The sequence below is a fragment of the Pigmentiphaga sp. GD03639 genome (genome assembly GCF_029845405.1).
In the GTDB taxonomy this organism is placed as follows: Bacteria; Pseudomonadota; Gammaproteobacteria; order Burkholderiales; family Burkholderiaceae_B; genus Pigmentiphaga; species Pigmentiphaga daeguensis.
In genome coordinates, this window is the sequence record NZ_JAOCLR010000003.1 from 207,769 (window position 1) to 234,057 (window position 26,289).

General features: G+C 67.3%; 27 protein-coding genes. 11 read left to right on the forward strand and 16 right to left on the reverse strand.

The window, feature by feature from the left end; genetic code table 11:
• Window positions 1–15: 15 nt before the first annotated feature.
• The 5 genes from N5K27_RS04760 to N5K27_RS04780 form a co-directional block, all read right to left on the reverse strand.
• The gene (locus N5K27_RS04760; protein ID WP_087840215.1) at window positions 16–798 is read right to left on the reverse strand and encodes a 3'-5' exonuclease; all 783 of its coding nucleotides are present in this window, start codon (window positions 796–798) and stop codon (window positions 16–18) included.
• An 8-nt stretch (window positions 799–806) separates the two neighbouring features.
• On the reverse strand, window positions 807–1,748 hold the full coding sequence (locus N5K27_RS04765; RefSeq protein WP_087840216.1) for a peptidoglycan DD-metalloendopeptidase family protein: 942 nt from the start codon (window positions 1,746–1,748) through the stop codon (window positions 807–809).
• A 17-nt stretch (window positions 1,749–1,765) separates the two neighbouring features.
• A complete protein-coding gene (locus N5K27_RS04770; protein WP_347944307.1) occupies window positions 1,766–2,452 on the reverse strand; it encodes a protein-L-isoaspartate(D-aspartate) O-methyltransferase in 687 nt (228 codons plus the stop codon).
• Window positions 2,453–2,670: 218 nt separating this feature from the next.
• Window positions 2,671–3,435 carry a 5'/3'-nucleotidase SurE gene (surE, locus tag N5K27_RS04775; protein ID WP_087840218.1) on the reverse strand — a complete coding sequence of 255 codons (765 nt, stop codon included), beginning with the start codon at window positions 3,433–3,435 and terminating at the stop codon, window positions 2,671–2,673.
• Window positions 3,436–3,663: 228 nt separating this feature from the next.
• A complete protein-coding gene (locus tag N5K27_RS04780) occupies window positions 3,664–4,575 on the reverse strand; it encodes a LysR substrate-binding domain-containing protein (RefSeq protein WP_087840219.1) in 912 nt (303 codons plus the stop codon).
• A 146-nt stretch (window positions 4,576–4,721) separates the two neighbouring features.
• Here N5K27_RS04780 and N5K27_RS04785 point away from each other — a divergent pair, with 146 nt between their 5' ends.
• The gene (locus tag N5K27_RS04785) at window positions 4,722–5,360 is read left to right on the forward strand and encodes an FMN-dependent NADH-azoreductase (RefSeq protein ID WP_087840220.1); all 639 of its coding nucleotides are present in this window, start codon (window positions 4,722–4,724) and stop codon (window positions 5,358–5,360) included.
• Between the two features lie 43 nt (window positions 5,361–5,403).
• Here the strand turns inward: N5K27_RS04785 and N5K27_RS04790 are convergent, their stop codons facing one another.
• Window positions 5,404–6,312 carry an EamA family transporter gene (locus N5K27_RS04790; RefSeq protein WP_087840221.1) on the reverse strand — a complete coding sequence of 303 codons (909 nt, stop codon included), beginning with the start codon at window positions 6,310–6,312 and terminating at the stop codon, window positions 5,404–5,406.
• A gap of 45 nt (window positions 6,313–6,357) precedes the next feature.
• On the reverse strand, window positions 6,358–7,155 hold the full coding sequence (locus N5K27_RS04795) for a helix-turn-helix transcriptional regulator (protein ID WP_279814965.1): 798 nt from the start codon (window positions 7,153–7,155) through the stop codon (window positions 6,358–6,360).
• 103 nt (window positions 7,156–7,258) lie between these two features.
• Here N5K27_RS04795 and N5K27_RS04800 point away from each other — a divergent pair, with 103 nt between their 5' ends.
• The gene (locus tag N5K27_RS04800) at window positions 7,259–8,452 is read left to right on the forward strand and encodes an MFS transporter (RefSeq protein ID WP_279814967.1); all 1,194 of its coding nucleotides are present in this window, start codon (window positions 7,259–7,261) and stop codon (window positions 8,450–8,452) included.
• Between the two features lie 106 nt (window positions 8,453–8,558).
• Window positions 8,559–9,542 carry a tripartite tricarboxylate transporter substrate binding protein gene (locus N5K27_RS04805; RefSeq protein WP_087840224.1) on the forward strand — a complete coding sequence of 328 codons (984 nt, stop codon included), beginning with the start codon at window positions 8,559–8,561 and terminating at the stop codon, window positions 9,540–9,542.
• A gap of 15 nt (window positions 9,543–9,557) precedes the next feature.
• Here the strand turns inward: N5K27_RS04805 and N5K27_RS04810 are convergent, their stop codons facing one another.
• Genes N5K27_RS04810 through N5K27_RS04820 form a run of 3 tightly spaced genes read right to left on the reverse strand, consistent with a single transcriptional unit; the run spans window position 9,558 to window position 11,869 of the window.
• Window positions 9,558–10,469: a D-hexose-6-phosphate mutarotase gene (locus tag N5K27_RS04810; protein ID WP_279814969.1), complete on the reverse strand. Its 912-nt coding sequence runs from the start codon at window positions 10,467–10,469 to the stop codon at window positions 9,558–9,560.
• Window positions 10,470–10,473: 4 nt separating this feature from the next.
• The gene (locus N5K27_RS04815) at window positions 10,474–11,289 is read right to left on the reverse strand and encodes a siderophore-interacting protein (protein WP_087840226.1); all 816 of its coding nucleotides are present in this window, start codon (window positions 11,287–11,289) and stop codon (window positions 10,474–10,476) included.
• 34 nt (window positions 11,290–11,323) lie between these two features.
• Complete coding sequence (locus N5K27_RS04820; RefSeq protein ID WP_087840227.1) at window positions 11,324–11,869, reverse strand: PadR family transcriptional regulator; 546 nt, start codon at window positions 11,867–11,869, stop codon at window positions 11,324–11,326.
• A 241-nt stretch (window positions 11,870–12,110) separates the two neighbouring features.
• On the opposite strand from N5K27_RS04820, the gene atpC reads away from it, so the two are divergent.
• The gene (gene atpC, locus N5K27_RS04825; protein WP_087840228.1) at window positions 12,111–12,494 is read left to right on the forward strand and encodes an ATP synthase F1 subunit epsilon; all 384 of its coding nucleotides are present in this window, start codon (window positions 12,111–12,113) and stop codon (window positions 12,492–12,494) included.
• A gap of 6 nt (window positions 12,495–12,500) precedes the next feature.
• Here atpC and N5K27_RS04830 read toward each other — a convergent pair whose 3' ends face one another.
• From N5K27_RS04830 to N5K27_RS04840, 3 genes are all read right to left on the reverse strand, one after another.
• Complete coding sequence (locus N5K27_RS04830) at window positions 12,501–13,217, reverse strand: MgtC/SapB family protein (protein ID WP_087840229.1); 717 nt, start codon at window positions 13,215–13,217, stop codon at window positions 12,501–12,503.
• Between the two features lie 90 nt (window positions 13,218–13,307).
• A complete protein-coding gene (locus N5K27_RS04835; protein WP_087840230.1) occupies window positions 13,308–13,631 on the reverse strand; it encodes a hypothetical protein in 324 nt (107 codons plus the stop codon).
• Between the two features lie 283 nt (window positions 13,632–13,914).
• On the reverse strand, window positions 13,915–14,586 hold the full coding sequence (locus N5K27_RS04840) for a TetR/AcrR family transcriptional regulator (protein ID WP_087840231.1): 672 nt from the start codon (window positions 14,584–14,586) through the stop codon (window positions 13,915–13,917).
• Between the two features lie 157 nt (window positions 14,587–14,743).
• Between N5K27_RS04840 and N5K27_RS04845 the strand changes: the two genes are divergently transcribed.
• The 7 genes from N5K27_RS04845 to N5K27_RS04875 all read left to right on the forward strand — a co-directional run bounded on the left by N5K27_RS04845 (window position 14,744) and on the right by N5K27_RS04875 (window position 20,887).
• Complete coding sequence (locus N5K27_RS04845) at window positions 14,744–15,784, forward strand: aromatic ring-hydroxylating dioxygenase subunit alpha (protein WP_279814972.1); 1,041 nt, start codon at window positions 14,744–14,746, stop codon at window positions 15,782–15,784.
• An 84-nt stretch (window positions 15,785–15,868) separates the two neighbouring features.
• The gene (locus N5K27_RS04850) at window positions 15,869–17,038 is read left to right on the forward strand and encodes an ABC transporter substrate-binding protein (RefSeq protein ID WP_087840233.1); all 1,170 of its coding nucleotides are present in this window, start codon (window positions 15,869–15,871) and stop codon (window positions 17,036–17,038) included.
• A gap of 202 nt (window positions 17,039–17,240) precedes the next feature.
• The gene (locus tag N5K27_RS04855) at window positions 17,241–18,209 is read left to right on the forward strand and encodes a YncE family protein (RefSeq protein WP_279815089.1); all 969 of its coding nucleotides are present in this window, start codon (window positions 17,241–17,243) and stop codon (window positions 18,207–18,209) included.
• Entirely contained in the window at window positions 18,193–18,999 is an 807-nt protein-coding gene (locus N5K27_RS04860; protein WP_279814974.1) for a polysaccharide deacetylase family protein, read from the forward strand. Before N5K27_RS04855 ends, N5K27_RS04860 begins: the two co-directional genes overlap by 17 nt.
• Complete coding sequence (locus tag N5K27_RS04865; RefSeq protein ID WP_279814976.1) at window positions 18,986–19,954, forward strand: sterol desaturase family protein; 969 nt, start codon at window positions 18,986–18,988, stop codon at window positions 19,952–19,954. Before N5K27_RS04860 ends, N5K27_RS04865 begins: the two co-directional genes overlap by 14 nt.
• A gap of 43 nt (window positions 19,955–19,997) precedes the next feature.
• The gene (gene fabA / locus N5K27_RS04870; RefSeq protein WP_087840236.1) at window positions 19,998–20,513 is read left to right on the forward strand and encodes a 3-hydroxyacyl-[acyl-carrier-protein] dehydratase FabA; all 516 of its coding nucleotides are present in this window, start codon (window positions 19,998–20,000) and stop codon (window positions 20,511–20,513) included.
• Between the two features lie 56 nt (window positions 20,514–20,569).
• Window positions 20,570–20,887 carry an NIPSNAP family protein gene (locus N5K27_RS04875; RefSeq protein ID WP_087840237.1) on the forward strand — a complete coding sequence of 106 codons (318 nt, stop codon included), beginning with the start codon at window positions 20,570–20,572 and terminating at the stop codon, window positions 20,885–20,887.
• Between the two features lie 272 nt (window positions 20,888–21,159).
• Here N5K27_RS04875 and N5K27_RS04880 read toward each other — a convergent pair whose 3' ends face one another.
• From N5K27_RS04880 to N5K27_RS04890, 3 genes are read right to left on the reverse strand one after another with little or no spacing between them, the layout of a single operon-like run.
• Window positions 21,160–22,695: a SpoVR family protein gene (locus tag N5K27_RS04880; protein WP_087840238.1), complete on the reverse strand. Its 1,536-nt coding sequence runs from the start codon at window positions 22,693–22,695 to the stop codon at window positions 21,160–21,162.
• Window positions 22,692–23,951 carry a YeaH/YhbH family protein gene (locus tag N5K27_RS04885; protein ID WP_087840239.1) on the reverse strand — a complete coding sequence of 420 codons (1,260 nt, stop codon included), beginning with the start codon at window positions 23,949–23,951 and terminating at the stop codon, window positions 22,692–22,694. The genes N5K27_RS04880 and N5K27_RS04885 overlap by 4 nt, the downstream gene beginning before the upstream one ends.
• Window positions 23,952–23,962: 11 nt before the next feature.
• Window positions 23,963–25,885 (reverse strand): PrkA family serine protein kinase, encoded by a 1,923-nt coding sequence (locus tag N5K27_RS04890; protein ID WP_279815091.1) that lies wholly within the window; start codon window positions 25,883–25,885, stop codon window positions 23,963–23,965.
• Window positions 25,886–26,289: the final 404 nt, after the last annotated feature.

Below are 26,289 nucleotides of genomic sequence, written 5' to 3' on the forward strand. Positions count from 1 at the left end.
TTCCCGCGCGGCGTGCTAGCGCGAGGCGGGCCAGTTCGCCAGGTATTCACGCCAGTGAGGCAGGTCCAGCGTTTCCAGCGTGCTGCGCACGAGGTCCACTTCGGCGTCGTACTGGCTGCGCGACAGCATGCCGCGCATCAGCCGGAAGCGGCAGTAGACCAGCCAGGTGTTGACGACGTCGGTCTCGCAATAGGCGCGCACCTCTTCCTGGCGCCCGGAACTCCACGCGGGCCAGACCTGGCTACCGTCCATGCCCATCTTGCCCGGGAAGCCGCACAGCTTGGCCAATTCGTCCAGGGGCGCGTTGGCGCGTCCATTGTATTTCGCCAGCAGGTCCATCAGGTCGCAATGCCGGTTGTGGTAGCGGCTGATGTAGTTGCTGTAGCGGAAATCGCGGTCGTCCTCGCCCATGTCCCAGTAGCGCGAGGCCTGGATGCCATGGATCAGCCCGCGATAGTGCAGGACCGGCAGGTCGAAGCCCGAGCCGTTCCAGCTGATGAGCTGCGGCGTGTAGCGATCGATGGTCTTGAAGAAACCGGAGATCAGCGTGGCCTCGGGATCGTCGGCCTTGCCTATGCACTTGACGCGAAACCCGTCGTCATCGCGGAACACGCACCCCACCACCGCGATCTTCTGCAGGTGCAGCGGCAGGAAGTCGTGCCCCACGGCTTCGCGGCGGGCCGCCGTGGCACGCTCGACCACCTCGGCATCGGGGACGTCCTCGCCCCACCCGTTCAGCGCGCGCAGGCCTTCCACGTCGGGAATGGTTTCCAGGTCGAAGACCAGCATCGGTGTCATGGCGGGCCTCAGCGCGGCGGCAGGTAGCCGGCCGGATCGACGGGACGGCCCTGGCGCCTGATCTCGAAATGCACGCGCGGCGACTCGGCGTCGGTGCTGCCCAGTTCGGCGATCTTCTGCCCACGCCGCACGGCCTGCCCTTCCTTGACCAGCATGGCGCGGTTGTGTGCGTAGGCGGACAGGAAGGTGTTGTTGTGCTTGATGATGATCAGTTGCCCGTAGCCGCGCAGGCCGCTGCCGCTATAGACCACCTTGCCGTCGCCCGCGGCCAGCACGGGATCGCCCGGGGTGCCGGCGATGTCCAGGCCCTTGTTGCGGGTCTCGTGGAAGTTCTCGATGATCTTGCCGTTGGCGGGCCAGCCCCACTCCACCCGCTCGCTGGCCGGATCGTTGCGCGCGGCGGGCGGCGTGGCCGGGGTCGCCGGCGGCGCCACGGGTTCGGCCGGCGCCGGGGACGGCGTCGCGGGGGCAGGCGCCGGCGTGCCCAGCGGCCGCGAGGCCGACTGCGACGGCGCGGGTACCGGCGTGACCTGCGCCACGCTGGAATCGGCGGGCTTGGCGGTGGTCGAACCTGGACGCGTCACGCGCAGGACCTGGCCCGGCCGGATCTGGTTGGGGTCCTCGAGGCTGTTCCACTGCGCGATGTCGCGCCAGTCCTCGCCGTGGTCCAGGGCGATACGGATCAGCGTGTCGCCGCGCTTGACGATGTAGGTATCGGCATCGATCAGGCGCGAGGATTCGCGGCCCGCGGTGGCCGCGGGGCCGCTCGGCTGCTTGGCCGGCGTGGTCCGGTCGACGACCGGTACCGTCCTGGGTGCCGTGCCGCAGGCCGCGAGCACCAATGCGCAGCCCGTCCAGAGCAGCACCTGTCGTGCGGTCCTTTCGAGCGTCCCCGCGCCCAGGCGGGGTCGATTGGTTTCGTCGCGGCCCGGCTTGCGCCAATTCTGCATCCCAGATCTCCTATTCATTACAACAACACGCCGGACTGCAGGGGCACGAAGCGCACCGCCTCCAGTTCGGTTCGCACCCAGCTCTGGGCTCCGGTGCGCTCGATCATGACCAGTCGCTGCCTGGCCCCCCCTTCCGGGGCCACCAGACGGCCCCCGACCGCCAGTTGCGCCAGCAGCGCATCGGGTATCTTCAGCCCCGCGGCCGCGACGACGATGGCGTCGAACGGCGCGGCGCTCGGCACGCCCAGCATGCCGTCGCCGAACACCAGGCGCACATGGGGAAGCCGGAAAGGCCGCAGTTGATTGCGGGCCAGTTCGTGCAAGGCCTTGATGCGCTCGATGGAATACACCTCGCGCGCCACGCCCGCCAGCACGGCGGCCTGGTAGCCGCACCCTGTTCCGACCTCCAGCACCTTGCCGAGTTCGCGCCCGTTGCGGGCCGCGGCGATCATGCGCGCCACGATCCAGGGCTGCGAAATGGTCTGCCCATGGCCGATGGGCAGCGCCGCGTCCTCGTAGGCGCGGCTGGCCAGGGCCTCGTCGACAAATCGATGGCGCGGGATCGCGTGGACCGCCTCGAGCACGCGCTCGTCCGCGATGCCCTGCGCGCGCAGCCGCGCCACCAGCGCGGCGCGCATGCGCTCGGAATTGAGTCCGTGATTGGCCTCGCGCGCCGACGTGCGGACCTGGATAGGCGCCGGCACGATCAGCCTGGCGGGCGCCACCCGGGTGTTGCTGTTCGTGGCCCGCGCCTCGTCGGGGCGCAGCGGCCGCGCGGGCGTGCCGCGGGCGACCGGCGGACGCCCGGTGGTGACGCGCGTATTGCTGTTCGCCGCCGTGACCGGCGGCAACGGCGCGGCGGGCCGCCGGGCGGCCGCGGCGCGGGCTTCCGCCCCCTCCCGCCGCGGCGCCGGCGCCGGGGTCAACGGTTTGCGCCTATCCATTCCGTGGGGATCCATTCGCGCATGGGTTCGAGCTGTGCGTTGTGCGTGAGATCGAACCGCAGCGGCGTGACCGACACCGCGCCGTCGGCGCAGGCGTGGAAGTCAGTGCCGGGCGTGGCGTCGGCGGCCTTGCCCGCCGGGCCGATCCAATAGACCGGTTCGCCGTACGGGGTGGACGAACGCACCACCGGCTCCGAAGGGTGGCGCCGGCCGAGTCGGGTCACGCGGGGAGGCTTGAGTTCGGACAGGGGCAGGTTCGGGATATTGACGTTCAGCAGGCTGGGCGCGGCCAGCGGATTGGCGATGAAACGCTCGACGAAGCTGCGGGCGGCCGCCGCCGCCGCGTCCAGGTGCGTCCAGCCCTTGGATACCTGCGAAAAGGCGATCGACGGCAGGCCGAACAGATAGCCTTCGGTAGCCGCGGCGACCGTGCCGGAGTACAGCGTATCCTCGCCCATGTTCTGTCCGTCGTTGATGCCGGACACCACCAGGTCGGGGCGCCGGTCCAGGAGCCCGGTCAGCGCCACGTGCACACAATCGGACGGCGTCCCGTTGACGTACAGGAAGCCGTTGGCCGCGGTGCGTACCGACAGCGGCCGATCGAGCGTGAGCGAATTCGACGATCCGCTGCGATTGGTCTCGGGCGCGACGACGATCAGTTCGGCCAGCGGCCGCAGCGCCTCGACCAGCGCGGCCAGCCCGGGCGCGAAATAACCGTCGTCGTTGGAAATCAATATCAACATCTATCGCCCCGACCTCTTACGCAATGCGATCTCCAGTTGGCGTCACCATGGGATAAAAAAAGCCCGCACGGCGTCCCTGCGAGCTAGTGTCGTCCGGAAAACCGGCAGCCTCCCGGTCGCTTGACGGTTCCGGTCCCGCGTCCGTTTCCGGCCCGCCGAGTGCCCCCGGATTGTACATGAGCCCCCCGGCTGCCGTGGCGCTTTCCCCGGGGAAAGCCGCCTCGGGCCCTAGCCCGGGGCGGGCGACTGCCGCTCGTACGCCGCCACCAGCGCATCCAGGAAACCCCGCACCGCCGGCACCAGGCCCCGCCGCGACGGAAACACCGCCTGCACGATGCCTTCCGGCGGAGAATACCGGGCCAGCGTGACACGCAGCAGGCCAGCCTCGACGTCGGCCGCCACCATCGGCCAGGGCAGGCAGGCGATGCCCAGTCCCTGCAGCGCCGTGCTGCGCAGCGTGTTCAGGTCGTCGACCGACAGGCGCGGCACGTGCCCTACGGACACTTCCGCGCCGTCCGGGCCGACGAACCGCCAGACATGCCGCTCGGCCGCCTGCATCATGCTGAGCGTGGGCAGGCGTTCGAGGTCGCGGATATCCTGCGGTTCGCCGTGGCGCGCGAAGAAGTCCGGCGTGGCCACCAGCACCAGCCTGCTGGTGGCCAGGGGACGCACGACCAGTTCGGAGTCCTCCAGCGGCGGCGTACGCACTCGCAATGCGAGATCGAAGCCCTCCTCCACCACGTCCACCCGGCGCGAGGTGGCGTCTATCTGCACGCGCACCTGCGGATAGCGCTCCAGGTACTGCGCGACGATGGCACCGATGTCGCTATGCAACAACGTGACCGGGCAGCTGAAGCGGATCAGCCCTTGCGGCTGCGACGTCGTCCTGTCCACCGCTTCGCGGGCGGCGGCGGCCTCGGCGGCCAGCGCCGCGCAGTGCTGGTAGTAGGTCTGCCCGATCTCGGTCACCGATATCTTGCGCGTGGTGCGATGTAGCAGCCGCACGCCCAGTTCGTCCTCCAGGGCGGCGATGCGCCGGCTGATGCGCGAGACCGGGATGCCCAATGCCTGGGCGGTCGCGGTATAGCCGCCGTGTTCGACCACCTTGGCAAACAGATACATGTCGTTGAGGTCCTGCATGGTCCCCCCGGACGCTGAATTATTCCAAATATAGAAAAGTAATTCCCAGTGGCGGCAGTTTAAAAAGAATTATTGTCGCTATATCTTGTCAATGTGGCGGAAGTCATCCGCATTAACCCTAAGAATTCGACGAACTAGGAATCTTCATGAATATCCTGCACATCGACTCGAGCTCCACCGGCGCCGCCTCGGTATCCCGCGAACTGACCGCCGCGGTCGTGGAGGCCCTGCGCCACAGCGAACCGCGATCGACGGTCAAGCACCGCGATCTGGTTGCCCAGCCGCCGGCGCACCTGGACGGGGCCCTGCTGCAATCGCTGCGCCCCCAGCCCGGTGCCGTGTTCCCCGATGACGAGGGGTTCCGCAAGGAAGTCGCCTATACCGACGAGCTGCTGGCCGAATTCCTGGCCGCCGACGTGGTGGTGATCGGCGCCCCGATGTACAACTTCTCGATTCCTTCCCAGTTGAAGGCCTGGATCGACCGTGTCGCCCAGGCCGGCAAGACCTTCCGCTACACCGCCAACGGTCCCGAGGGCCTGGCCGGCGACAAGAAAGTCGTGATCGTTTCTTCGCGCGGCGGCAAGTATGCCGGCACGCCGGTCGAGACCCTGCTGGATCACCAGGAGTCCTACCTGCGGGCGGTGCTCGGCTTTTTCGGCGTGACCGACGTGAGCGTCCTGCGCGCCGAGGGTGTCGCGCTGGGCGGCGAGGCACGCGAAGCGGCCGTCAACCAGGCGCTGGAACAGGCCGGCCTGCTGGCCGAGGAGCTGGCCGCCGCGGCCTGAGGCCAGGATGCGGAACGGGTCCCGCCGCCCGGGGCTGTTCCCGCTAGGAGGAGCCTCGCGTACCGTAAAGCAGCAACAGCAGCCCCAGCACGACCAGTACCATGCCGCCGCGTTCGCGGCGGCTGGCGTGCTGGGCGAAGATCCGCCGCGAAGCGAACTGCGCGAACAGCACCTCCACCAGGCCCAGCGTGCGGACGTTGGCCGCCGAGGTCAGCGCGAAGCCGATATACCAGCACTGGGACGCGAACGCGCCCATGAAACCCGCCGGCAGCGAAGAGCGCCATTGCGCCAGCACGCCGCGCAGCACGTCGCGGCGGAACGCAGCCTGCCAGAGCACCAGCGCGCCCGTCTGCATGATCAGGCCCGCGACCAGCGTCACGCTGGCGCGCGTGGCGAACGAACCGCTGTCCAGCGCCACGATGGCGCCGCGAAAGGCCACCGCCGACAAGGCGAAGAAAGCCCCGGAAGCGATGCCCAGCAGCGCCGGCCGCCAGTTGCTGCCCGCCCCCGCGCCAGGCTTCCACGACATGGCCACCACGCCCGCCGTCGCCACCAGGACCGCGCAGGCGCCCATGAGCGAAAGCGGGTCGCCCAGCACCACCACGGCGAAGATGGCGACCAGCACCGGCTCGGTCTTCACATAGACCGTGCTGAGCGCGAAGTTGCGCAGTTGCATGGTGGCCAGCATCAGCACGGTCGCCAGGATCTGCGCCGCGGCGGCGGCCGCAGAATACAGCAGGAAACGGCTGTCCAGGTGCGGCAGGGAGTCGCCTCCCACCGCCAGCACCCCGGCCAGGAACACCAGGGCGAACGGCAGGCCGTACAGGAAGCGGACTTGCGCCGCCCCGAGCGTGCCCAGCGTTTCAGTCAGCCGGTGCTGCATGGTGTTGCGCGCCGTTTGCGCGGCGGCGGCGATGAGCGTGGCGGGAATCCAGAGCAGCGAGATGTCCAAGGGCGTGGCCTGCGATCGATCAGCCGGCGATGATACCGCGCCGCCCTACCCTTCGCCCCGGTTGCGTTCGGCCAGGTAACGGCCGGGCGGCTTGCCCATCGCCTTCCTGAACATCGTGATGAAGGCGCTGACCGACTCGTAGCCCAGGTCCATCGCCACGCGCTGCACGGTCATGCCGGCGGACAGGCGCTGCAGCGCGACGATGACGTGCAGTTGCTGGCGCCAGCGGCCGAAACTCATGCCCGTCTCCGCCTTGATCAACCGGGCCAGGCTGCGCTCGCTCATCGCCACCTGCTGCGCCCACTCGGCCACGGTGTTGCGGTTCGCAGGGTCGGACGCCAGCGCGTCGGCGATGCGGCGCAGGCGGCTGTGCGCGGGCACGGGCAGGTGCAGTTGCTCGGTGGGCATGCGCCCCAGTTGTTCCAGCAGCACGCCCACCAGGCGGTGGGTCGGCCCGTCGGGCGGATAGTCGGTGGAGTCGGCCGCCAGGTACAGGATCAGTTCGCGCAACAGCGGCGAAATCGACAGCGTGCAGCACACTTCGGGCAACGGGGCCGTGTCCGGCTCGACGAACAGCAGGCAGACCTGGCCATGCTGCGACACCCTGTTGCTGTGCGCCATGCCGGGAGGAATCCAGACCGCGCATTGCGGCGGCACCATCCACAGGCCGGTGGGCACATGGCAGGTGACCGAACCCCGCAGCGCCAGGATCAACTGGCCCTTGCGATGCCGGTGCACCGGCTGTTCGCTGCGGCGCTGCTGCGCCGTCAGGTGCACCGCCACCACGGGCGCGACCGTGGCGTCCGGATCGAACTCGGCGAAGGCGGCTTCGAATGCTGGCATGGCGAGCGTTTGGCAGATTTTGGCAATTTAATGTCATCTTATCCAAAGACAGACAGGCGCAAAATGCCTACAGTCCATGGGTATCGTTTCCGATTGCCGCCCCATGCCTCCGCTTTCCGCTTCGCATTCCGTGTCTCGCCAAGCCTGGCTCATCGCCGGCATCCTGCTGATCGCCTCCAACCTGCGCGCGCCGGTCACCGGCGTGGCGCCCGTGCTGGACATGATACGGACCAGCCTGGACCTGACCGCCGCCCAGGCGGGCCTGCTCACCACCCTGCCCCTGCTGGCCTTCGCCGCCGGATCGCCCATCGCGGCCCTGGCTGCCCGCCGGTACGGCCTGGAACGCACGCTGATGGCGGCGCTGCTGACCCTGGTGGCGGGCCTGTGCCTGCGGTCCTCCGGCGCGGTCTGGGCCCTGTTCGCCGGGACCCTGCTGATCGGCGGTGCCATCGCCTTCGGCAACGTGCTGCTGCCCAGCCTGCTCAAGCGCGATTTCCCCGGACGCATCGCCAGCCTGACCTCCGCCTATGCGCTGACGATGGGCGTGGCCTCGGGCCTCGCCTCGATGATCGCGGTGCCGCTGGCGCTCTGGTCCGCCGGCCCGGGGTGGCCGCTGGCCCTGCTCGCCCCCATCGTGATCGCCATCGCCAGCGCCCTCGTCTGGCTGCCTCAACTGCGCACCCCGGCTCCGGTCGCGGCGCCCGCCGGTCCCACCCAGGCCCGCCCCCGGCCGGTGTGGAAATCGGCGCTGGCGTGGCAGATCACGCTGTTCCTCGGCCTGAACTCGCTGGTGTATTACATCGTTTCCAGCTGGCTGCCCTCCATGCTGCACGACGCCGGCTACCCGCCGGGCTCGACCGGATCGGTCCATGGCATGTTGCAGATCGCCTCGGCCGTCGTCGGCCTGCCGCTGCTCGCGCTGGTGCGCCGCGTGCGCGACCAGCGCTGGCTGGCGGTCGGCTGCACGGGACTGTCCATCGCGGCCCTGCTGGGCCTGCTGGTCGCTCCATCGTGGGCCGCGGCATGGGCCATCCTGTATGGCTGCGGCGGCGGCGCGTCCATCATCCTGGGGCTGGCATTCGTCAGCCTGCGTGTCGGCAACGCACAGCAGGCGGCCGCGCTGTCCGGCATGGCCCAGGCCGTGGGCTATTTGCTGGCCGCGGGCGGTCCCACCGCCATCGGCGCGGTACACGACCTCACGGGCGGATGGACGGTCGCGCTGCTGATCTGCCTGGTCTTTGCCTGCGTACAGGCCGTGTTCGGCCTGTACGCCGGACGGCACCGCCAACTGGCCTAGGGCCTGTGCCCGAGACACATAACAGCTTTGATGGCCCGGCGATAGGCGGGCCCGGCTCCTCCTTCTAAAGTGTGGCGTGAAAAGAACCACAACAGAGGAGATGTCCATGGGTTTTCATCGACGACGCGCCTGCCTGGCGCTGACGCAGGCGGCGCTCCTGCTGGCCGTGGCCGGCGGCGCGGGGGCGGCCGGGTTTCCAGATCGCGCGCTGCGGCTCGTCGTTCCGTTTCCCGCCGGAGGCGCCGCCGACATCATGGCACGCGGCCTGGCCCAGCAACTGACGGAGCAACTGGGCCAGCAGGTGGTGATCGAAAACCGCGGCGGCGCGGGCGGCACGACCGCTGCCGAGGCCGTCGCCCACGCGGCCCCGGACGGCTACACGCTGTTCTTCGCCACCATGGGCACGCAGGCCATCAACCCCTCGCTGTACCCCAAGCTGCGCTACGACCCCATCAAGGATTTCGAATACGTCAGCCTGACCCACACCACGCCGCGCGTGCTGGTCGTCCATCCCTCGGTGCCGGCGAAGACCGTGGAAGAACTGATCGCGCTGGCGAAGGCGCAGCCTGGCGCGCTGACCTACGGCTCGGCCGGCAACGGCAGCTCCAGCCACCTGTCGGGCGCGTTGTTCGCATCGATGGCGGATGTGCGGCTGCTGCACGTTCCCTACAAGGGCAGCGCTCCGCTGCTGAACGACGTGCTGGCGGGACGGGTGTCCATGACCTTCGATTCGTACGCGGTGTATGCCGAGCACATACGCAGCGGCAAGGTACGCGCGCTGGGCGTCACCAGCCTCAAGCGCATGAGCGCGCTGCCCGACGTGCCGGCGATCGCCGAAGCCGGCCTGCCCGGCTACGACGTCTCGAACTGGCTCGGGCTGCTGGCCCCCCGGGGCACGCCGGCAGCGGTAGTGGACCGGTTGCATGGCGCCGTGGTCCGCGGCATGGCGGACGAGTCCGCGCGGCGCCGGCTGGCGGGCATGGGAATAGAAGCGACCTCCAGTACGCCGGCCGAATTCGTCGACATGGTCAGGGCCGAGATCCCCAAGTGGGAAGCCGTGGTGAAGAAATCCGGCGCGACGGTCGACTAGGGGCTGCCCAGCGGCTCAGGCGCCCCAGCCCACCGCGCGCATCGTCACGCCCATGTCCGCGGTGGCGCCCGGCGCGATTTCCAGCACGTCGTCCCAGACCCGGGCCGTCTCGATGCACAACATGTCGCGCCAGGCATCGGGACGGAACTGCGACAGGCGCAGCGATTTGTCCACCCAGGGGTTCCAGACCACGGCCGAACGCGAGCCCGCCGCGTGGATCTGGATGCTGCGCCGCCAGCCCGGATCGCGGATCTGTATCGGTCCGGACAGGCCGCTATAGATGCGGTCGGTTTCCCCCCGGATGGCCAGCGGCCCCTCCTGCACCTGCGAGCTCCAGCCCCTCAAGGTATCGACGTAGGCCGCGCCGTCCAACCCTTCGATCGCCACGTCGCGTGCGTCGCTCACGGCGAAATAGGTATGCAGCGCCTGGCTCAGGGCCAAGGTGTCCGGACCCAGGTTGCGGGTGGACAGGGTCAGCGTGAGCGCATCGCCCAGGCGGATATCCAGCGCCACGGCGGCCGGGTGGTTCCAGCCGCCGTGGCCGGCCGGCAGGTCCAGCCGCAGCCGCAGGCACGCGGCGTCGCCATCGACCCGCGCCCCGTCTTCCTGCCAGTCCAGCGCGCGTACGAAACCATGCGCCGGCGCGTCGGCGCCGGGCGCCAGCATCGCGCGGACCGCCTCGGGATTGCGGTCGAACTGGCCGAACCACGGCCAGCAGACGGGAATCCCGCCACGCAGCGACGAGCCGGTCCGGAATTCGGCCTGGTCGCTCAGCCATACCACCGGCGGCTGTCCGGTGGGCGCGTAGTACAGGACCTGCGCGCCCTGGCGCGCCACCAGCGCCTCGCCATGGGGAGAAACCAGGCGCCAGCACGGCAGGCTCTTGACGGTCGTGGCGACGACGGCCGCCGGACGGTGTGCGCTCATGCCTTCAATCCTCGTGCTTGTCGTGGGTGGCCGCGGCGCCCAGCTTCCAGTAGCCGGCCGCCTTGATCCATTCCTTGGGTAGCTGCCAGTTCTCGACCAAGACCTGGCGCACCCGCTTGGCCACGCCGGACTCGGCCGCGACCCAGGCGTACCAGTCGCCCTGCGGCTTGCCCAGCCCCGCCACGGCCTGCGCCAGCAGCTCGGGGCTGCCGGGCGCCACGCCGTCGCGATGGACCCAGCGGACGTCCACGTCGGCCCGCGTGTCGAACGACTGTTCCTCGGCTGCGTCGGCCACTTCGGCCACGACCACGGCGCGCGCGCCCGCGGGCAGTTCTTCCAGCCGGCGGGCGATGGCCGGCAGCGCGGTTTCGTCGCCCACCAGCAGATAGCCGTCGAACTCCCCTTCCATCACGAAGGAGCCGCGCGGACCGCCCACGCCCAGGTACTGCCCGGCTTCGGCGCGTGCCGCCCATTCGGCGGCGGGGCCGTCGCCATGCAGCGCGAACTCGATGTCGAGCTCGCCCGCCTGGGCGTCGTAGCGGCGCGGCGTGTAGTCGCGCGCCGCCGGACGGGGCTGGCCCTCGGGAAACACCATGCCGTTGGGCCCCGGCGTGGGCACCACCGGCCGCTGCTGGCCGGGCGCGGGAAAGAACAGCTTGACGTGATCGTCGTGCGCGGCGCTGGAGAAGCCGGCCAGGTCGTCGCCCTCCAGCGTCACCCGCAACAGGCGCGGCGTGACCTTGCGCACCGCGCGCACGCGCAGCAGGCGGAACTTCAGTTCGTGACGGACGCGGCGCACCGCGCGTTCGGTTTTTTCCATGATGGATCTTTCCAGAATGAGGTTGGAGGAGCGCCTACTTGCCCAGGATCTCGGCGGTGGCGCGTCTCAGGATGGCGGCGATGCGGATGGCCTCGCCGCCCTCACAGGCGCCTGCCTGGAGCAGCGCCTGCTTCAGGCCGTAGCGCGCCAGCATGAGGTCCTCGGGCGTGCCCGGCGCGATGGTGTCCAGGCCGTCCTCGCCTTCGAACACGCGGCGCACCTGCGCCATGCGGGCGCCCACCTTGGCGAGCTCGGCCAGGATGCGCTCGGCCTGCCCGCGATGGCGCGCCAGATGGGCGCTGCCTTCCTCGGTCAGGCGATAGCGCTTCTTCGTGCCTTCCACGGAGACCACCGCGTGGCCCACGTCCTCGAGGTAGGCCAACGCCGGATACACCATGCCCGAACTGGGGTTGTAGAAACCCGACGAGCGCTCGGCCAGTTGCTTGATCAGTTCGTAGCCGTGGCTGGGCTGCTCTTCCAGCAGCGCCAGCAGGATGAGCTGCAGGTCTTCGGCGGCGAGCTTGCGCCCCATGCGCATGCCCATGCCGCGTCCGCCAGGAGAAATCTCATTGCGTTGCATGACCGCCTCCAGCCCATTGCGGGCGGAATAGAATATCTAAAAACATATCTTTCGACATATCTTAAGACATAAAAAACAGGATGCCAAGACGGGAAACGCAGCTTGTGGGCTTAGCCACCACTTCTGTGGACAAGCTTGGGGATAGCATGACGGGAGCGCGGCCGGAACCGCGTGGCGACAGGCTTGGAAACACTTGGCACAAAAGGCGGGCACCGGGCGCCCGCCTGGCCCAAAGGACATCATGCAGATAGACATCGTCAACGCGGAGGCCACCGTCTTCTCGGGCGAAGGCAACTACGTGCAGCTTCCCGGCAAGGACGGATCGCTGGGGATCCTGCCCGGCCACATCCCCCTGCTGACACTGCTCAAGGAAGGAATGATCACCATCCGGCGCGCCGAAGGCGATGAATACGTCTACGTGTCGGGCGGCCTGGCCGAAGTCATGCCTCGCGGCATCACGGTCCTGGCCGACACCGCCGTGCGCACCACGGGGCTGGACGATGCGCGGGCCGAGCAGGCGCGCGCCGCGGCGCGCGAGCGCATGCACGACCGCCTGGACGCCATGCGCTATGCCGCCGCGCGCGCCGAGCTCGTGACCAGCCTGGAATTGAAACGCGGCCGCTGAGCCGCCTCAGTCGGAAATGCTGGGCGCCCAGAAAACCTGGGCGATGGCGGGATTGCGGCCCAGCTTCTCGGTGACGCGGTCCAGGTCGCTGCCGTGGATGGAGGTGGCCATCAGCGTGGCCTTGATCTCGATCTCCTCGTCGCCGAAGGGCACGACCTCCAGGTCGGCCAGCGGATAGTTCGCCTCTTCCAGTTCGGCCTCCAGCGCCGTCAACGCGGCGCTGCGATGGGCCGTGCCGGTGATCACGTGGATGATGCTCGTCACCTCGGAGGACAGCACGTCCACCGGCTGACGATTGAAGGTATTGACCACCGGCCGCAGCAGCGTGTTGGCGGCCAGCACGAAGATCGTGGCCAGCACGGCCTCGGCGATGAGATCCGCACCCGCGCAGGCGCCGATCGCGGCCGATCCCCAGAGCGTGGCGGCGGTGTTCAGGCCGCGCACGTTGCCCTCTTCCCGCATGATGACCCCGGCCCCCAGGAACCCGACGCCCGAGACCACGTACGAGGCCACCCGCGCCGCGCCGTCCGAGCCCGCGATGCGCATGGCCATGTCGACGAAGATGGCGGCGCCCAGAGCCACCAGCACGTTGGTCCGCAATCCGGCGGTACGCTGCCGGTACTGTCGCTCCAGCCCGACCAGGGCCCCCAGGATGAACGCGCTCGTCAGGCTGACGAGCGTGTCGAGCAGATCCAGCGTCTGGATGTTGGCGATTGCCTTCATGGGACCTCGTGGGTTGTTCTTGTCGTCGACCGGAACGGGCCGGTGCCGCGCGTCCGGCCTTCGCAGGATAGCGCGGCCCCGCCGGCGTTTTTATTGCAGTTGTTCGTAATGCACACGCTGGATGTCGGGATGGCGTCCCAGGCCCAGGGCCACCGAGTTCAACGCGCCGCGCAGGTGCGGCGCGCATTGCAGCGTGACCGACATCCGGTGGATGTCGTCGCCGGACGCGGCGCTGGCCACGCGCATCTGCGAGATGCGCAGGTCGCGGGCCGACAATTCGGCGTGCAGGTGCTGGCGCAGCCTGTCCAGCCGCGGGCTGGCGCTGAACACCGTCAGGCGATAGGACTGGAGCTGCTTGCGCGGGGCGCGCGCGGCCTTGCCGCCCCATGCGCTCAGGATATGGGCGAAACGCATGTTGACCTCCTGGCAGACAGGAAGACGGACCATGCCGCTCGGCATACGCGGGGAAGCTGCCCGGAGGCAGGAAAAAAGATGGGAACCCTGGCAAAGGGACGACCGCATCCTGGCTTGGCAGGACGCGGCAGACAAATCTGCGGACCTGCTAAGCGGCGTTTGCCGGAACGGCGGAACTACTGCCGTCGTTATCCACGACTTGCCTCAAGAAAGATTGGAATCCTTCGATTTTAGCCCAGTCGCGGCCTAGGGACAACCCTAGGCGTCAAACGCTTCGCCTGCTTCAACCGCCTTCGGCATGCCGCGGAAACTGTTGGTAGACCATGCGTACCCAGTCCTGGATGTAGCGTTCGTAGTGCGCCGCGTCGTGTTGCCAGAGATTGTTCAGGGCCATGCCGCGCACCAGATTCAAGGACAGGTTCAGCGCCAGTTGCGCCTGCTCGCCGGAAAAACCCGCCTTCCGGAACACCTCCAGCCAAAGCGTGTTGGTCGAGGAGCGGTAGCGCTCCATCACGGGCAGGATCTTGCTCATCAGGTCCGGGTCGGTCCGCGCCACCATGATGACCTCGATCGCGGCGATGAACGGCCAGTCGAAGTAGACGCTCCAGCAGTCCTTGATGAAGCCCTCGATGGGGCGCTCGATCGCCTCGGGCGTATGGGCCTCGCGCTGGCCGCGGCGTATGGATTCCTCGTAGATCTCGGCCGTCGCGGCCACCACCAGTTCGGCCTTGGTCGCGTAGTGGTGCATCAGGGCGCCGTTGGACATGCCGGCGCAACGCGCCACTTCCTTGGTGGTCAGGCCGTTGTAGCCCGAGCGCATCAACACCTCTATCGTCGCCGCCAGCAGGCGCTCGCGCGCGTCGCGGCTGCGGTTTGCCTGCGTGCGCCGCGGGCGCGCGCGCGCCGGTTCGGTCTCGGGCGTGGGGGACATCGTCTGTGGGCGGTTGGGTGGCATCGCTCCCGGGCATCCTCGATACGGCCAAGGCCGCATCTTAGCCTCCCCTGCCGGCCGCGAGGCAGGCCTAGGGTTTTCCGCCACTTACAAACCGATCACTCTGTTTGTATAAATCTCCCCACGAAGCCATTCAAGACGAACGCAAAAGGAGACACCCATGTCCTTCGTGAAGAACGCCTGGTACGTGGCCTGTTGGAGCGACGAGGTCAAGGCCGGTGAACTGTTCACCCGCACCCTGCTGGACGAGCGGGTCGTGTTCTACCGCCGGCCGGACGGCACGCCGGTGGCGCTGCGCGACCGCTGCCCCCATCGCTTCATCCCGCTCAGCATGGGTAGGCTCCGTGACGACGTGGTCGAGTGCGCCTACCACGGCCTGCAATTCGACAGCAGCGGCGCCTGCGTCAGGAATCCTCACGGCGACGGCAGGATCCCCGCCGCGGCCCGCGTGCAGGCCTACACGGTGCACGACCGCCACGGCATGCTGTGGATCTGGATGGGCGAGGCCGCCGCCGACCCCGCGCTGATCCCCGACTACGGCATGCTGGACGAAGGCTCGGGCTATCGCACCAGCCGCGGCCGGCTGCACATCAACGCCAACTACGAACTGATGGGCGAGAACCTGCTCGACCTGAGCCACATCAGCTTCCTGCACGAAGGCCTGCTGGGCAGCCCCGAGCAGGTCCATGCCAAGCAGGAAGTCGTCCAGGACGGCGACCGCCTGCAATGCAACCGCTGGATGCCCAACGTATCGGTGCCCGGCGTCTTCGACATGCTGTTCCGCCGCGACGGCCAGCCGGTGGACATGTGGACCAACATGCGCTGGGATCCGCCCGGCTGCTTCCTGCTGGACACCGGCGTGCACGCGCCGGGGGAGTCGCGCGAACGCGGCGCCTGGTACTACGGCATCCACATCCTGACCCCGGAGACCGCCCGCACCACGCACTATCACTTCGCCGCCGCTCGCCCGCCCGGCCCCGAGCTGGATCCCGAGACCAACGCCCGGCTGGCGGAAATGCGCCGCATCGCGTTCGAGGACCAGGACAAGCCCATCATCGACGCGCAGCAGGATGCCCTGGGCGAGAACGATTTCTGGGACATGAAGCCCGTGCTGCTGAACGTGGACCTCGGGCCGGTGCGCATGCGCCATACGCTCGAACGCCTGCGCAAGGCCGAAGCCGCGGCCGCCCAGGCGCGCTGACCCGTTTTTTGCCGGCCGCGGCGACGTATCGCGGCCGCCTTCCCCGGCAGGCCCGCCCTGCCCCACCACCAGGAGACAGACATCATGCACCACCGCTTGCGCAGCGTGGCGGCCGCGGCCGCCCTGATCACGGCCTGTGGCGCCGCCCACGCCCAGGCGCCGATCAAGATCGGCTTCATGGGGGAACTGACCGGCCCGCAGGCCGCCGTGGGGCAGGACCAGCTCGACGGCTTCATGCTGCTGGTCGAACGCAACGGCGGCAAGCTGGGCGGCCATCCGGTCGAGATCCTGCGCGAGGACACCCAGCTCAAGCCCGACGTGGCCAACCAGGCCGCGCGGCGCCTGGTGGAGCGCGAGAAGGTGTCCATCGTCACCGGCATCTCGTTCTCGAACGTCATGCTGGCCGTGCACAAGTACCTGACCGACCGCGAGGTCTTCGTGATCGGCTCGAACGCGGGCCCCTCGCAGATCGCCGGGCCGCGGTGCTCGCCCTACCAGTTCATCACCTCCTGGCAAGGCGACCAGGCGTCCGAAGCGGTGGGCCAGTACGCTGCCGACAAGGGCTACAAACGCGTCGTCGTCCTGGCCCCCAACTACCAGGCCGGGAAGGACACGGTGGCCGGCTTCAAGCGCTACTACAAGGCGCCGCTGGCCGACGAGGTCTATACCTCCTTGCAGCAGCTCGACTTCTCCACCGAACTGGCTCAGGCCGCCGCCCGCCAGCCCGATGCGGTATTCGCGTTCTTCCCCGGCGGCCTGGGCGTCAGCTTCGCCAAGCAGTATGCGCAGTCCGGCCTGCAGAAGACGCCGCTGCTGTCGACCTTCACCATCGACGCCATCTCGCTGCCGGTGCTGGGCGAATCCGCGCAGGGCATGATCAGCGGCGGCTTCTGGGCGCCCGATTTCGACAATGTCTCGAGCCGCCGTTTCGTCCAGGCGTTCGAGCAGCGCTACAAGCGCATCCCCTCGAACTACGCGGCCCAGAGCTATGATGCGGCGCTGCTGCTGGACGCTGCCATCGCCCGGGTCCAGGGCCGGGTAAGCGACAAGCCCGCCTTCATGGCGGCCTTGAAGCAAGCCGATTTTCCTTCGGTGCGAGGCGAGTTCCGCTTCAACAACAACCACTTCCCCTTGCAGGACATGCACGTGCTGCAGGCGGTCAAGGACGAACAGGGACGCATGACCCTCAAGACGCTGGCCACTCCCTTCCACAAGCAGCCCGACGCCTACCACCGGCAGTGCCCGTTGTCCTGACGCCCGGCGGCCGGCGTCCCGGGGATGTCGCGGCAAACCAACATTCACCCAAAAACGACAGCAACGGCAAGCCCGGCCGCCTAGACTATGCGAACTCTGGCGGCCGTCCCCCGGCCGCGGGCTGCCCGCGGGCCCGCATCGGCGCCCAGCGGCGTTGTAGAACCTGCGGGATCCGACATTGAAATCTCAGCTTTTTGCCCGCCTGGCCGGCGCCCTCGGCCTGTGCGCGGTGTTTGCCGCCTCCGCGGCACCTCCCCCCGTGATCGTCCTGAACTCGCTGGATGCCTCGGTCAGCATCCTCGATCCCTCGACCTACGCGGAGTTGCGGCGCGTTCCCACCGGCAAGGAACCCCACCACCTGTACCTGACGCCTGACGAGAAATCGCTGCTGGTGGCCAATGCCGGCAGCGACTCGCTCACTTTCTTCGATCCCGCCACCGGCAACGTGCAGCGCACGCTGACCGGCATCGTCGACCCCTACCAGCTCCGTTTCTCGCCCGACATGAAGTGGTTCGTGACCGCGGCGAACCGGCTCGACCACATCGACATCTACCAGTGGAACGGACAGGCCGGATCGGCCGACCCCAAGCTGGTCAAGCGCATCCCCGCCGGCCGTACGCCCAGCCACCTGACGATAGACAGCAAGAGCCGCAACCTGTACGTGTCGCTGCAGGACAGCGACCAGTTGATCGCCATCGACCTGGCCACGCAGACGCCGCTGTGGACCATTCCTGTGGGCAAGACGCCCGCCGACGTCTACATCACCAGCGACGACCGCTACCTGCTGGTCGCCCTGACGGGCGACAGCTACGTCGAGGTCTATGACCTGGCGGCCTCGCCCGCCAAGCTCGTCAAGCGCATCCCCACGGCGGCCGGCGCGCACGCCTTCCGGGCCCAGGGCGACGGACGGCACCTGTTCGTCAGCAACCGCGTGGCCAATACCATCAGCCGCATCGACCTGCAGACCCTGGCGGTGGTCGACGCCTATCCCGCCCCCGGCGGCCCGGACTGCATGGAAGTGCTTGCCGACGGCAAGACCCTGCTGGTCACCTCGCGTTGGGCCAAGAAGCTCACCGTCATCGACACGGCCACCCGCAAGGTCGTGCACCAGACCAAGGTGGGCCGCTCGCCCCATGGCGTCTGGACCCTGTCCCATGCGCCGCGCCAGTAGCCTGGCGCGCGCGGGCGCGGCCGCCCTGCTGCTGGCTGCCGCTGGCGCCCAGGCCGCGGAATGCGCCCGCCCGGTCTACCTGACCTTCGACACCGGACACATGGGCGTCGCCCCGCTGGTGGCCGAGGTGCTCGACCGCCAGCAGGTCAAGGCCAGCTTCTTCCTGGCCAACGAAAAGACCCGCGACGGCGGCACCAGCCTGGACGACCGCTGGGCGCCCTGGTGGAAGGCCATGGCGGCGCGCGGACACGTCTTCGGCTCGCACACCTACGACCATGTGTACTGGCTCGCCAACCTGCCGGGCGGCGGCTTTCGCGTCAAGCCGACCTTCGGCCCGCAGGCCGGACGGGTCCAGGCCATGAGCGTCGAGGCCTATTGCGCCGAACTGGACCGCAGCGCCGCGCGGTTCAAGGAAATGACCGGACAGTCCATGCTGCCGCTGTTCCGCGCCCCCGGCGGCAAGACCTCGGCCGCCCTGCTCCGGGCCGCCGAAGACCGCTGCGGCTATCGCCACGTGGGCTGGGCCGACGCCGGCTTCCTGGGCGACGAGCTGCCCAGCGACAAATACCCCAACGCCGCGCTGCTGGCGCGCGCCTTGCGCAACATCCGTCCCGGCGATATCTTGATGGCGCACCTGGGCATCTGGTCCCGTCAGGAGCCCTGGGCGCCGGCCGTGCTGGAACCGCTCATCACCGGGCTCAGGCAGCAGGGTTACTGCTTCGCCACGCTGGCCGACCATCCGCAATACCGGGCCTGGCTGGCCACGCATCACGTCCATGGAACTCCTTAGCGATCTTTTTTCCGGCATGCAGCAGTGGCTGTTCGAGACGCTCGTCCAGCCCCTGCTCTTTCACCTCGGTCTCGGCAGCATCCTCGAGGACGCCTACGACGGCACCATGTGGCTGCTGCTCGGCGTCGTGCAACTGATCATCATGCTGGCCGTGTTCGGTCCCCTGCAACGCTGGCGTCCCGTCGAAAAAATCGTCGACCGGACCTCGGTGCGGCTGGACATCCTGTACACCGCCATCCACTCGCTGGGCCTGTTCCGGCTGGTGCTGTTCTTCACGACCCAGCCGCTGGCCGACCACGTGTTCGGCCAGCTGCACGTGCTGGGATTCTCGCCCTTCCATCTCGACGAGATCTGGCCCGGGGTGACCGACCGCGCCTGGGTCAGCCTGATCCTGTACCTGCTGATCTTCGATTTCGTCGACTACGCCTTCCACCGCGCCGAGCATCGCTTCCAGTGGTTGTGGGCGCTGCACGCCGTCCACCACAGCCAGCGCCAGATGACCATGTGGTCCGACAATCGCAACCACCTGCTCAGCGACCTGCTGCGCGACGCGGTGGTCGTGCTGGTCTCGCACCTGGTGGGCGTGCCGCCCGGACAATTCGTCATGGTCGTGATCATCACCCGGCTGGTCGAGAGCCTCTCGCACGCCAACCTGCGGACCGGCTTCGGCCGCATCGGCCAATATCTGGTAGTGGGGCCGAAATTCCACCGGCACCACCACGCCATCGAACCTCCGTCCCTGCCCGGCCGGCCCGAGGCCAACTACAACTTCGGCGTCCTGTTCCCGATCTGGGACATCCTGCTGCGCACCGCGCGCTTCGACGGCAACTACGGGCCGACCGGCATCAGCGACCAGCTTCCCGAACACGGCGGCCGCGACTACGGCCGCGGCTTCCTGGCCCAGCAATGGCTGGGGCTCAAGCGGCTGCTGGGCGGCGCGCCCGGCCGGAGCTGAACGGGCCGACGATATAATCCCGGTTTCCAACGAGGACTTCCTAATGCTTGAACAGAACGCCTTCTCCCGTGAAGACCTGCTGCGCTGCGCGCGCGGCGAATTGTTCGGGAAAGGCAATGCGCAACTGCCGGCCCCCAACATGCTGATGATGGACCGCATCACGCACATCTCGGACCAGGGCGGCAAGTACGGCAAGGGCCAGGTGATCGCCGAACTGGACATCCATCCCGACCTCTGGTTCTTCGCCTGCCATTTCGAGGGCGACCCGGTCATGCCGGGATGCCTGGGCCTGGACGCCATGTGGCAACTGGTGGGCTTCTTCCTGGGCTGGCAGGGCAACCCCGGCCGGGGCCGCGCACTGGGCTCGGGCGAAGTGAAGTTCGTCGGGCAGGTGCTGCCGACCGCCAAGAAGGTGACCTACACCATCGACATCAAGCGCACCATCAATCGCACGCTGGTGCTGGGCATCGCCGACGGCACCATGAGCGTGGACGGCCGCGAAATCTACACCGCCGAGGGACTGCGCGTAGGCCTGTTCACTTCCACCGATTCGTTCTGACCGCACGGCCCGGAGCGCACCTGCGCTCGCGCCGGCATTCCCCGGGGAGACTTTCCATGCTGTACGACGTTCGCACCTACACGTGCCGGCCCGGCACGATCAAGAAACAGCTCGAGCTCTACCAGGAACTGGGCTTCGAGGCGCAGCGCAAGCACCTGGGCGACCCGGTGCTGTACCTGCAGACCGAGACCGGCAACGTCAACAGCTTCACCCACATCTGGGCCTACCGCGACGCCGCCGACCGCATGGCGCGCCGCGCCGCGCTGCAACAGGATCCGGACTGGCAGGTCTACCTGAAGAAAAGCGTGGAGATGGGCAACCTGGTCTCGCAAGAGAACCACTTGATGGTGCCCACCCCTTTCTTCAAACCGTAGAGCTAGAGCCCCCCCCTACGCCCTTCGGGCGCCCCCCAGGGGGCGGCACTGGCGGACCGGCAAAGCCGGATCCGCTGTGCCCTGGGTCTGGGACGACAGCGAATACAAAACGGCCTTGCATCAGATGCGAGGCCGTTCTCGTTTGCGCTGACAAGAGGCAAGAACGCCAGTCCCCGCCAGCCCGTTGGTACCCCAGGATGCGGTGGATCCGGCTCCGCCGGTCCACCCGCATCGCCCCCTGGGGGGCGCCCGAAGGGCGTAGGGGGGGACCTCTACCCCGATCGCTCGCGGAAGGTTTTTACGCTGCCTTCCGCGTCGACCTCTTCCAGGCGGACCTTGAATCCCCATAGCCGGGCCAGGTGCTTCATCACCTGGTCGGCATCCTCGGCCTGCAAGGGCCTCCCCCGCATCGTCACGTGGCGCAGGACCAGGGACCGGTCGGAATCCCGGTTGTAGCGCACCACCTGGATGTCCGGCACCTGCATGTCGCGGTTGTGCTGGTCCGCCAGCAGCCGGCGCACCCGCCGGTAGCCGTCGTCATCGTGGATGGCCTCGACTTCCAGCTTGGGGTTGGACTCGTGGTCAGCGATGGCGAAGAAGCGGAACTCGCGGATCAGGCGCGGCGACAGGAACTGCGCGATGAAAGACTCGTCCTTGAAGTTGCGCATCGCGAAGTCCAGCGTCTTCAGCCAATCGCTCCCGGCGATGTCGGGGAACCACTTCCTGTCCTCGGGCGTGGGATTCTCGCAAATGCGGCGGATGTCCTGCATCATCGCGAAGCCCAGGGCATACGGGTTGATGCCGCCGTAGCCGCGCTGGTCGAAGCCGCGCTGCGCCACCACGTTGGTGTGGCTTTGCAGGAACTCGATCATGAAGCCGTCGTTGACCAGCCCCTTCTCGTGCATGCGGTTCAGCAGCGTGTAGTGCCAGAAGGTCGCCCATCCCTCGTTCATGACCTTGGTCTGGGTCTGCGGATAGAAGTACTGGGACAGCTTGCGGACGATGCGCACCAGTTCCTTCTGCCAGGGCTCCAGCGAAGGCGAGTATTTCTCGATGAAATACAGGATGTTCTCTTCCGGCTCCGGCGGGAACACCGCCGGCTTGCCCTCGCGCTCGACGTGGTCGCGCGTGGGCACGGTGCGCCACAGGTCGTTGTACTGCTGGCGCGCATACTCCTCGCGCTCGGCCTGGCGCTGCATCTCTTCCCGGTAGGAAATGGGATGCGGCCGCCGGTAGCGGTCCACGCCGTGGGCCATCAGCGCGTGGCAGGAGTCCAGCGTGGCCTCGACGGCGCTGATGCCGTATTTTTCCTCGCAGTCCATGACGTACTTGCGGGCGAACACCAGGTAGTCCAGCACGCCGTCGGCCTCGGTCCACTGCCGGAACAGGTAGTTGCCCTTGAAGAAGGAATTGTGGCCGTAGCAGGCGTGCGCGATCACCAGCGCCTGCATGGCCATGGAATTCTCTTCCATCAGGTAGGCGATGCAAGGGTTCGAGTTGATGACGATCTCGTAGGCCAGCCCCTGCACGCCACGCCGGTAGGCCTGCTCGTTGCGGATGAACTCCTTGCCGTAGGACCAGTGGGGATATCCGATAGGCAGGCCGACCGAGGCGTACGCGTCCAGCATCTGCTCGGAAGTGATGACCTCGATCTGGCTCGGATAGGTGTCCAGCCCGAACTCCCGCGCCACCTCGCCGATGGCTTCGTCATAGCGCTGGATCAGCTCGAAGGTCCATTCCGAGGTGGTCGAGATGGGCTGGACCGCCCGGGCGGGCGGCGCTTCGCGCGGCGGATGGACGGCGCTCATGCGGTCTCCTTCCTGAACAGGTCGTGCAGCACGCCGAATATCTCGCGCCGCTCGCGTATGCGCCGCATCGCGAAGTGCGGCGCCGTCTCGCGCTCGTACTCGGCCCACAGGCTGCTCTTGCGCATCTCGTCCACGTCGGGAATCTCGATATAGGCGTAGTAGCGCGTGAGCGGCAGCAGGTGTTCGGACAGGAAGCGGGCGCTCTTGGCCGCGTCCGCGCCGAAGGAATCGCCGTCGGTGGCCTGCGCCGCGTAGACGTTCCAGGTGGCGGGCGAGTAGCGCTCGGTCACGATCTCGTGCATCAGCTCCAGGGCCGAGAGCACCACCGTGCCCCCGCTCTTGGGATCGTGGAAGAAGGTCTGCTCGTCCACCTCTTCCGCGTTGTCCGTGTGGCGCACGAACACCAGGTCGACGCGTTCGTACTTGCGCGACAGGAACAGGTACAGCAGCGTGAAGAAGCGCTTGGCGAGGTCCTTCTTGTTCTCGTCCATGGACCCCGAGACGTCCATCAGGCAGAACATCACCGCGCGCGCCACCGGCGATGGTTCGACCACGCGATGCCGGTAGCGCAGGTCCAGCGAATCGAGGAACGGCACGCGCGCCAGCCGGGACCGGTGCACGTCGATCTCGGCGCGCAGGGCATCGAGCTCGTCTTCCGGGGCCCCCGCCTCTTCCGACTCCTCCAGCTTCTGCTGCGCCTCCTGCAGCCCCAGCCGCGACCCGCCGCTGAGCGCGATGCGCCGCGACAGCGAGGTCTTGAGCGTGCGGCCCACGCTCAGCGTGCTGGGCGACCCCGTGGTGGTGTAGCCCGCGCGCCGCCACTTCTGCTGGTTGATCTCGCCTAGCTGGGTACGGACCAGGTGGGGAAGCTCCATGTCCTCGAAGAAGAGGTTCAGGAACTCCTCCCGCGACAGGCTGAACGTGAACGGATCCACCGAGTCGCCCTCGCCCGGCTCGGAAGGATCGCCATCGTCGCCGCCCCGGGGCCGGTCGATCTTGTCGCCCTTGGCGAACTCCCGGTTGCCGGGATGGACGATCTCGCGATCCCCGCCCCTGCCGTAGCGGAAGCTGGGTTCGGAGATGTCCTTGGCCGGGAGGTTGATTTCGCCGCCCTGGTCCATCTCTTCGATGGACCGTTCCTGGACCAGTTCGCGTACTGCCTTGCGTATCTGGTCCTTGTACCGCCTGATGAAGCGCTCCCGGTTGACAGCGCTCTTGTTACGGCCGTTGAGCCGCCGATCGATGAGTGAATTCATATTCACCTAGCTCACGAAGACTTCCTCACCCGCAAGTACCACTCGCACAGCAAGCGTACTTGCTTTTCGGTATAGCCTTTCTCGACCATCCGTTCGACAAAGCTCTCGTGCTTGCGCTTGTCCTCGACCGAGGCCTTGGCGTTGAACGAAATGACCGGGAGCAGATCCTCGGTGTTGGAGAACATCTTCTTCTCGATCACCTCGCGCAGCTTCTCGTAGCTGGTCCACGCGGGATTGCGGCCGCCGTTGTTGGCGCGGGCGCGCAGCACGAAGTTCACGATCTCGTTGCGGAAATCCTTGGGATTCGCGATGCCCGCCGGTTTCTCGATCTTCTCGAGTTCGGCGTTGAGCGCCGCGCGGTCGAAGCTCTCGCCCGTTTCCGGGTCGCGGAACTCCTCGTCCTGGATCCAGCAGTCGGCGAACGTGACGTAGCGGTCGAAGATGTTCTGTCCGTACTCCGAATACGACTCCAGGTACGCCGTCTGGATTTCCTTGCCGATGAATTCCGCGTAGCGCGGCGCCAGGTAGCCCTTGATGTGCTCCAGGTAGCGCCGGCGGATCTCGTCGGGATAGTCCTCGCGGCCGATGCGCTGCTCCAGCACGTACATCAGGTGCACCGGATTGGCGGCGATCTCGGTCTGGTCGTAGTTGAAGACGCTGGACAGTATCTTGTAGGCGAAGCGCGTCGAGACGCCCGTCATGCCCTCGTCGGTGCCGGCGTAGTCCTTGTATTCCTGCAGGACCTTGGCCTTGGGATCGACGTCCTTCAGGCTCTCGCCGTCATAGACCCGCAGCTTCGAATAGATGCTGGAGTTCTCGGGTTCCTTCAGCCGGGTCAGCACCGAGAACTGCGCCATCATGTCCAGCGTGCCCGGCGCGCATGGCGCCTCGGCCAGCGAACTGTTCTGCAGCAGCTTGCGGTAGATCTTGACCTCTTCCGACACCTGCAGGCAGTACGGCACCTTGACGATGTAGATACGGTCCAGGAACGCCTCGTTGTGCTTGTTGTTGCGGAAGGTCTGCCATTCGGACTCGTTGGAATGCGCAAGGATGATCCCGTTGAACGGGATGGCCGAAAACCCTTCGGTGCCCTTGAAGTTGCCTTCCTGGGTCGCCGTCAGCAAGGGATGCAGCATCTTGATGGGTGCCTTGAACATTTCAACGAATTCGAGCATGCCCTGGTTGGCCAGGCACAGCCCTCCCGAATAGCTGTAGGCATCGGGATCGTCTTGCGAGTAGCGGTCCAGCTTGCGGATATCCACCTTGCCGACCAGCGAGGAGATGTCCTGGTTGTTCTCGTCGCCCGGCTCGGTCTTGGCGATGGCGAGTTGCCGCAGCACCGAAGGCTGGAGCCGGACCACGCGGAACTGCGAGATGTCGCCGTCGAATTCGCGCAGCCGCTTGATGGCCCAAGGCGACATGATGCCGGTCAGGTAGCGGCGGGGTATGCCGTATTCCTTCTCGAGCTGGTCGCCGAAGCGGTCGGGGTGGAACAGGCCCAGCGGCGACTCGTTGACGGGCGAGCCCTTGAGCGCGTAGATGGGGTGCGCTTCCATCAGCGCCTTCAGGCGCTCGGCGATAGACGACTTGCCGCCGCCGACCGGTCCCAGCAGATAGAGGATTTGCTTGCGTTCTTCCAGCCCCTGGGCCGCGTGCTTGAAGAACGCCACGATCTGGTCGATCACGTCCTCCATCCCGAAGAATTCCTTGAAGGCGGGATAGCGCCGGATCATGCGATTGGAAAACAGGCGCGACAACCGCGGATCGTTGCGCGTATCGACCAGCTCGGGCTCGCCTATCGCGGCAAGCATGCGCTCGGCCGCACTGGCGTAGACCATGGGATCCCGGCGGGCGAGGTCCAGGTACTCCTCGAGAGAAAGTTCGGTTTCCTGCGTCTTGGCGTATTGAGACTTGAACCCTTCGACGATGTTCAGCACGGACAACCTCCAACAGCGAGTGAATGAGAACTGCCTACACGACTCTGTTGTTGTTAGTGCCGGTCGAGCCGGCTTCCGGTTCTTTCCTGCCGGATGAACTTCCTGCCATGCCCGGGGCCGATCGAAACCAGCAACTCCCGATCCTGCCTCGACATGTCCGATCTATTGCGAAACGCTCCTTGGGCGACCTCCTTGCAAACATCATACGGCGCATCCACACGGACGACTCGCTTTCTGTTGCGCACGCACGATATTTTTTTGACGCATCTCCTAGGGGTATACACTCCTAAGGCTGTGAACCAATGGGCAGAGTTCCGCAAACTGCGCGCCACGTTTCATCCCTTTCGATCGTCGCAACCCTATGCAAAATAAAATGCGGCGCACCTTTCCTACACCCTCGA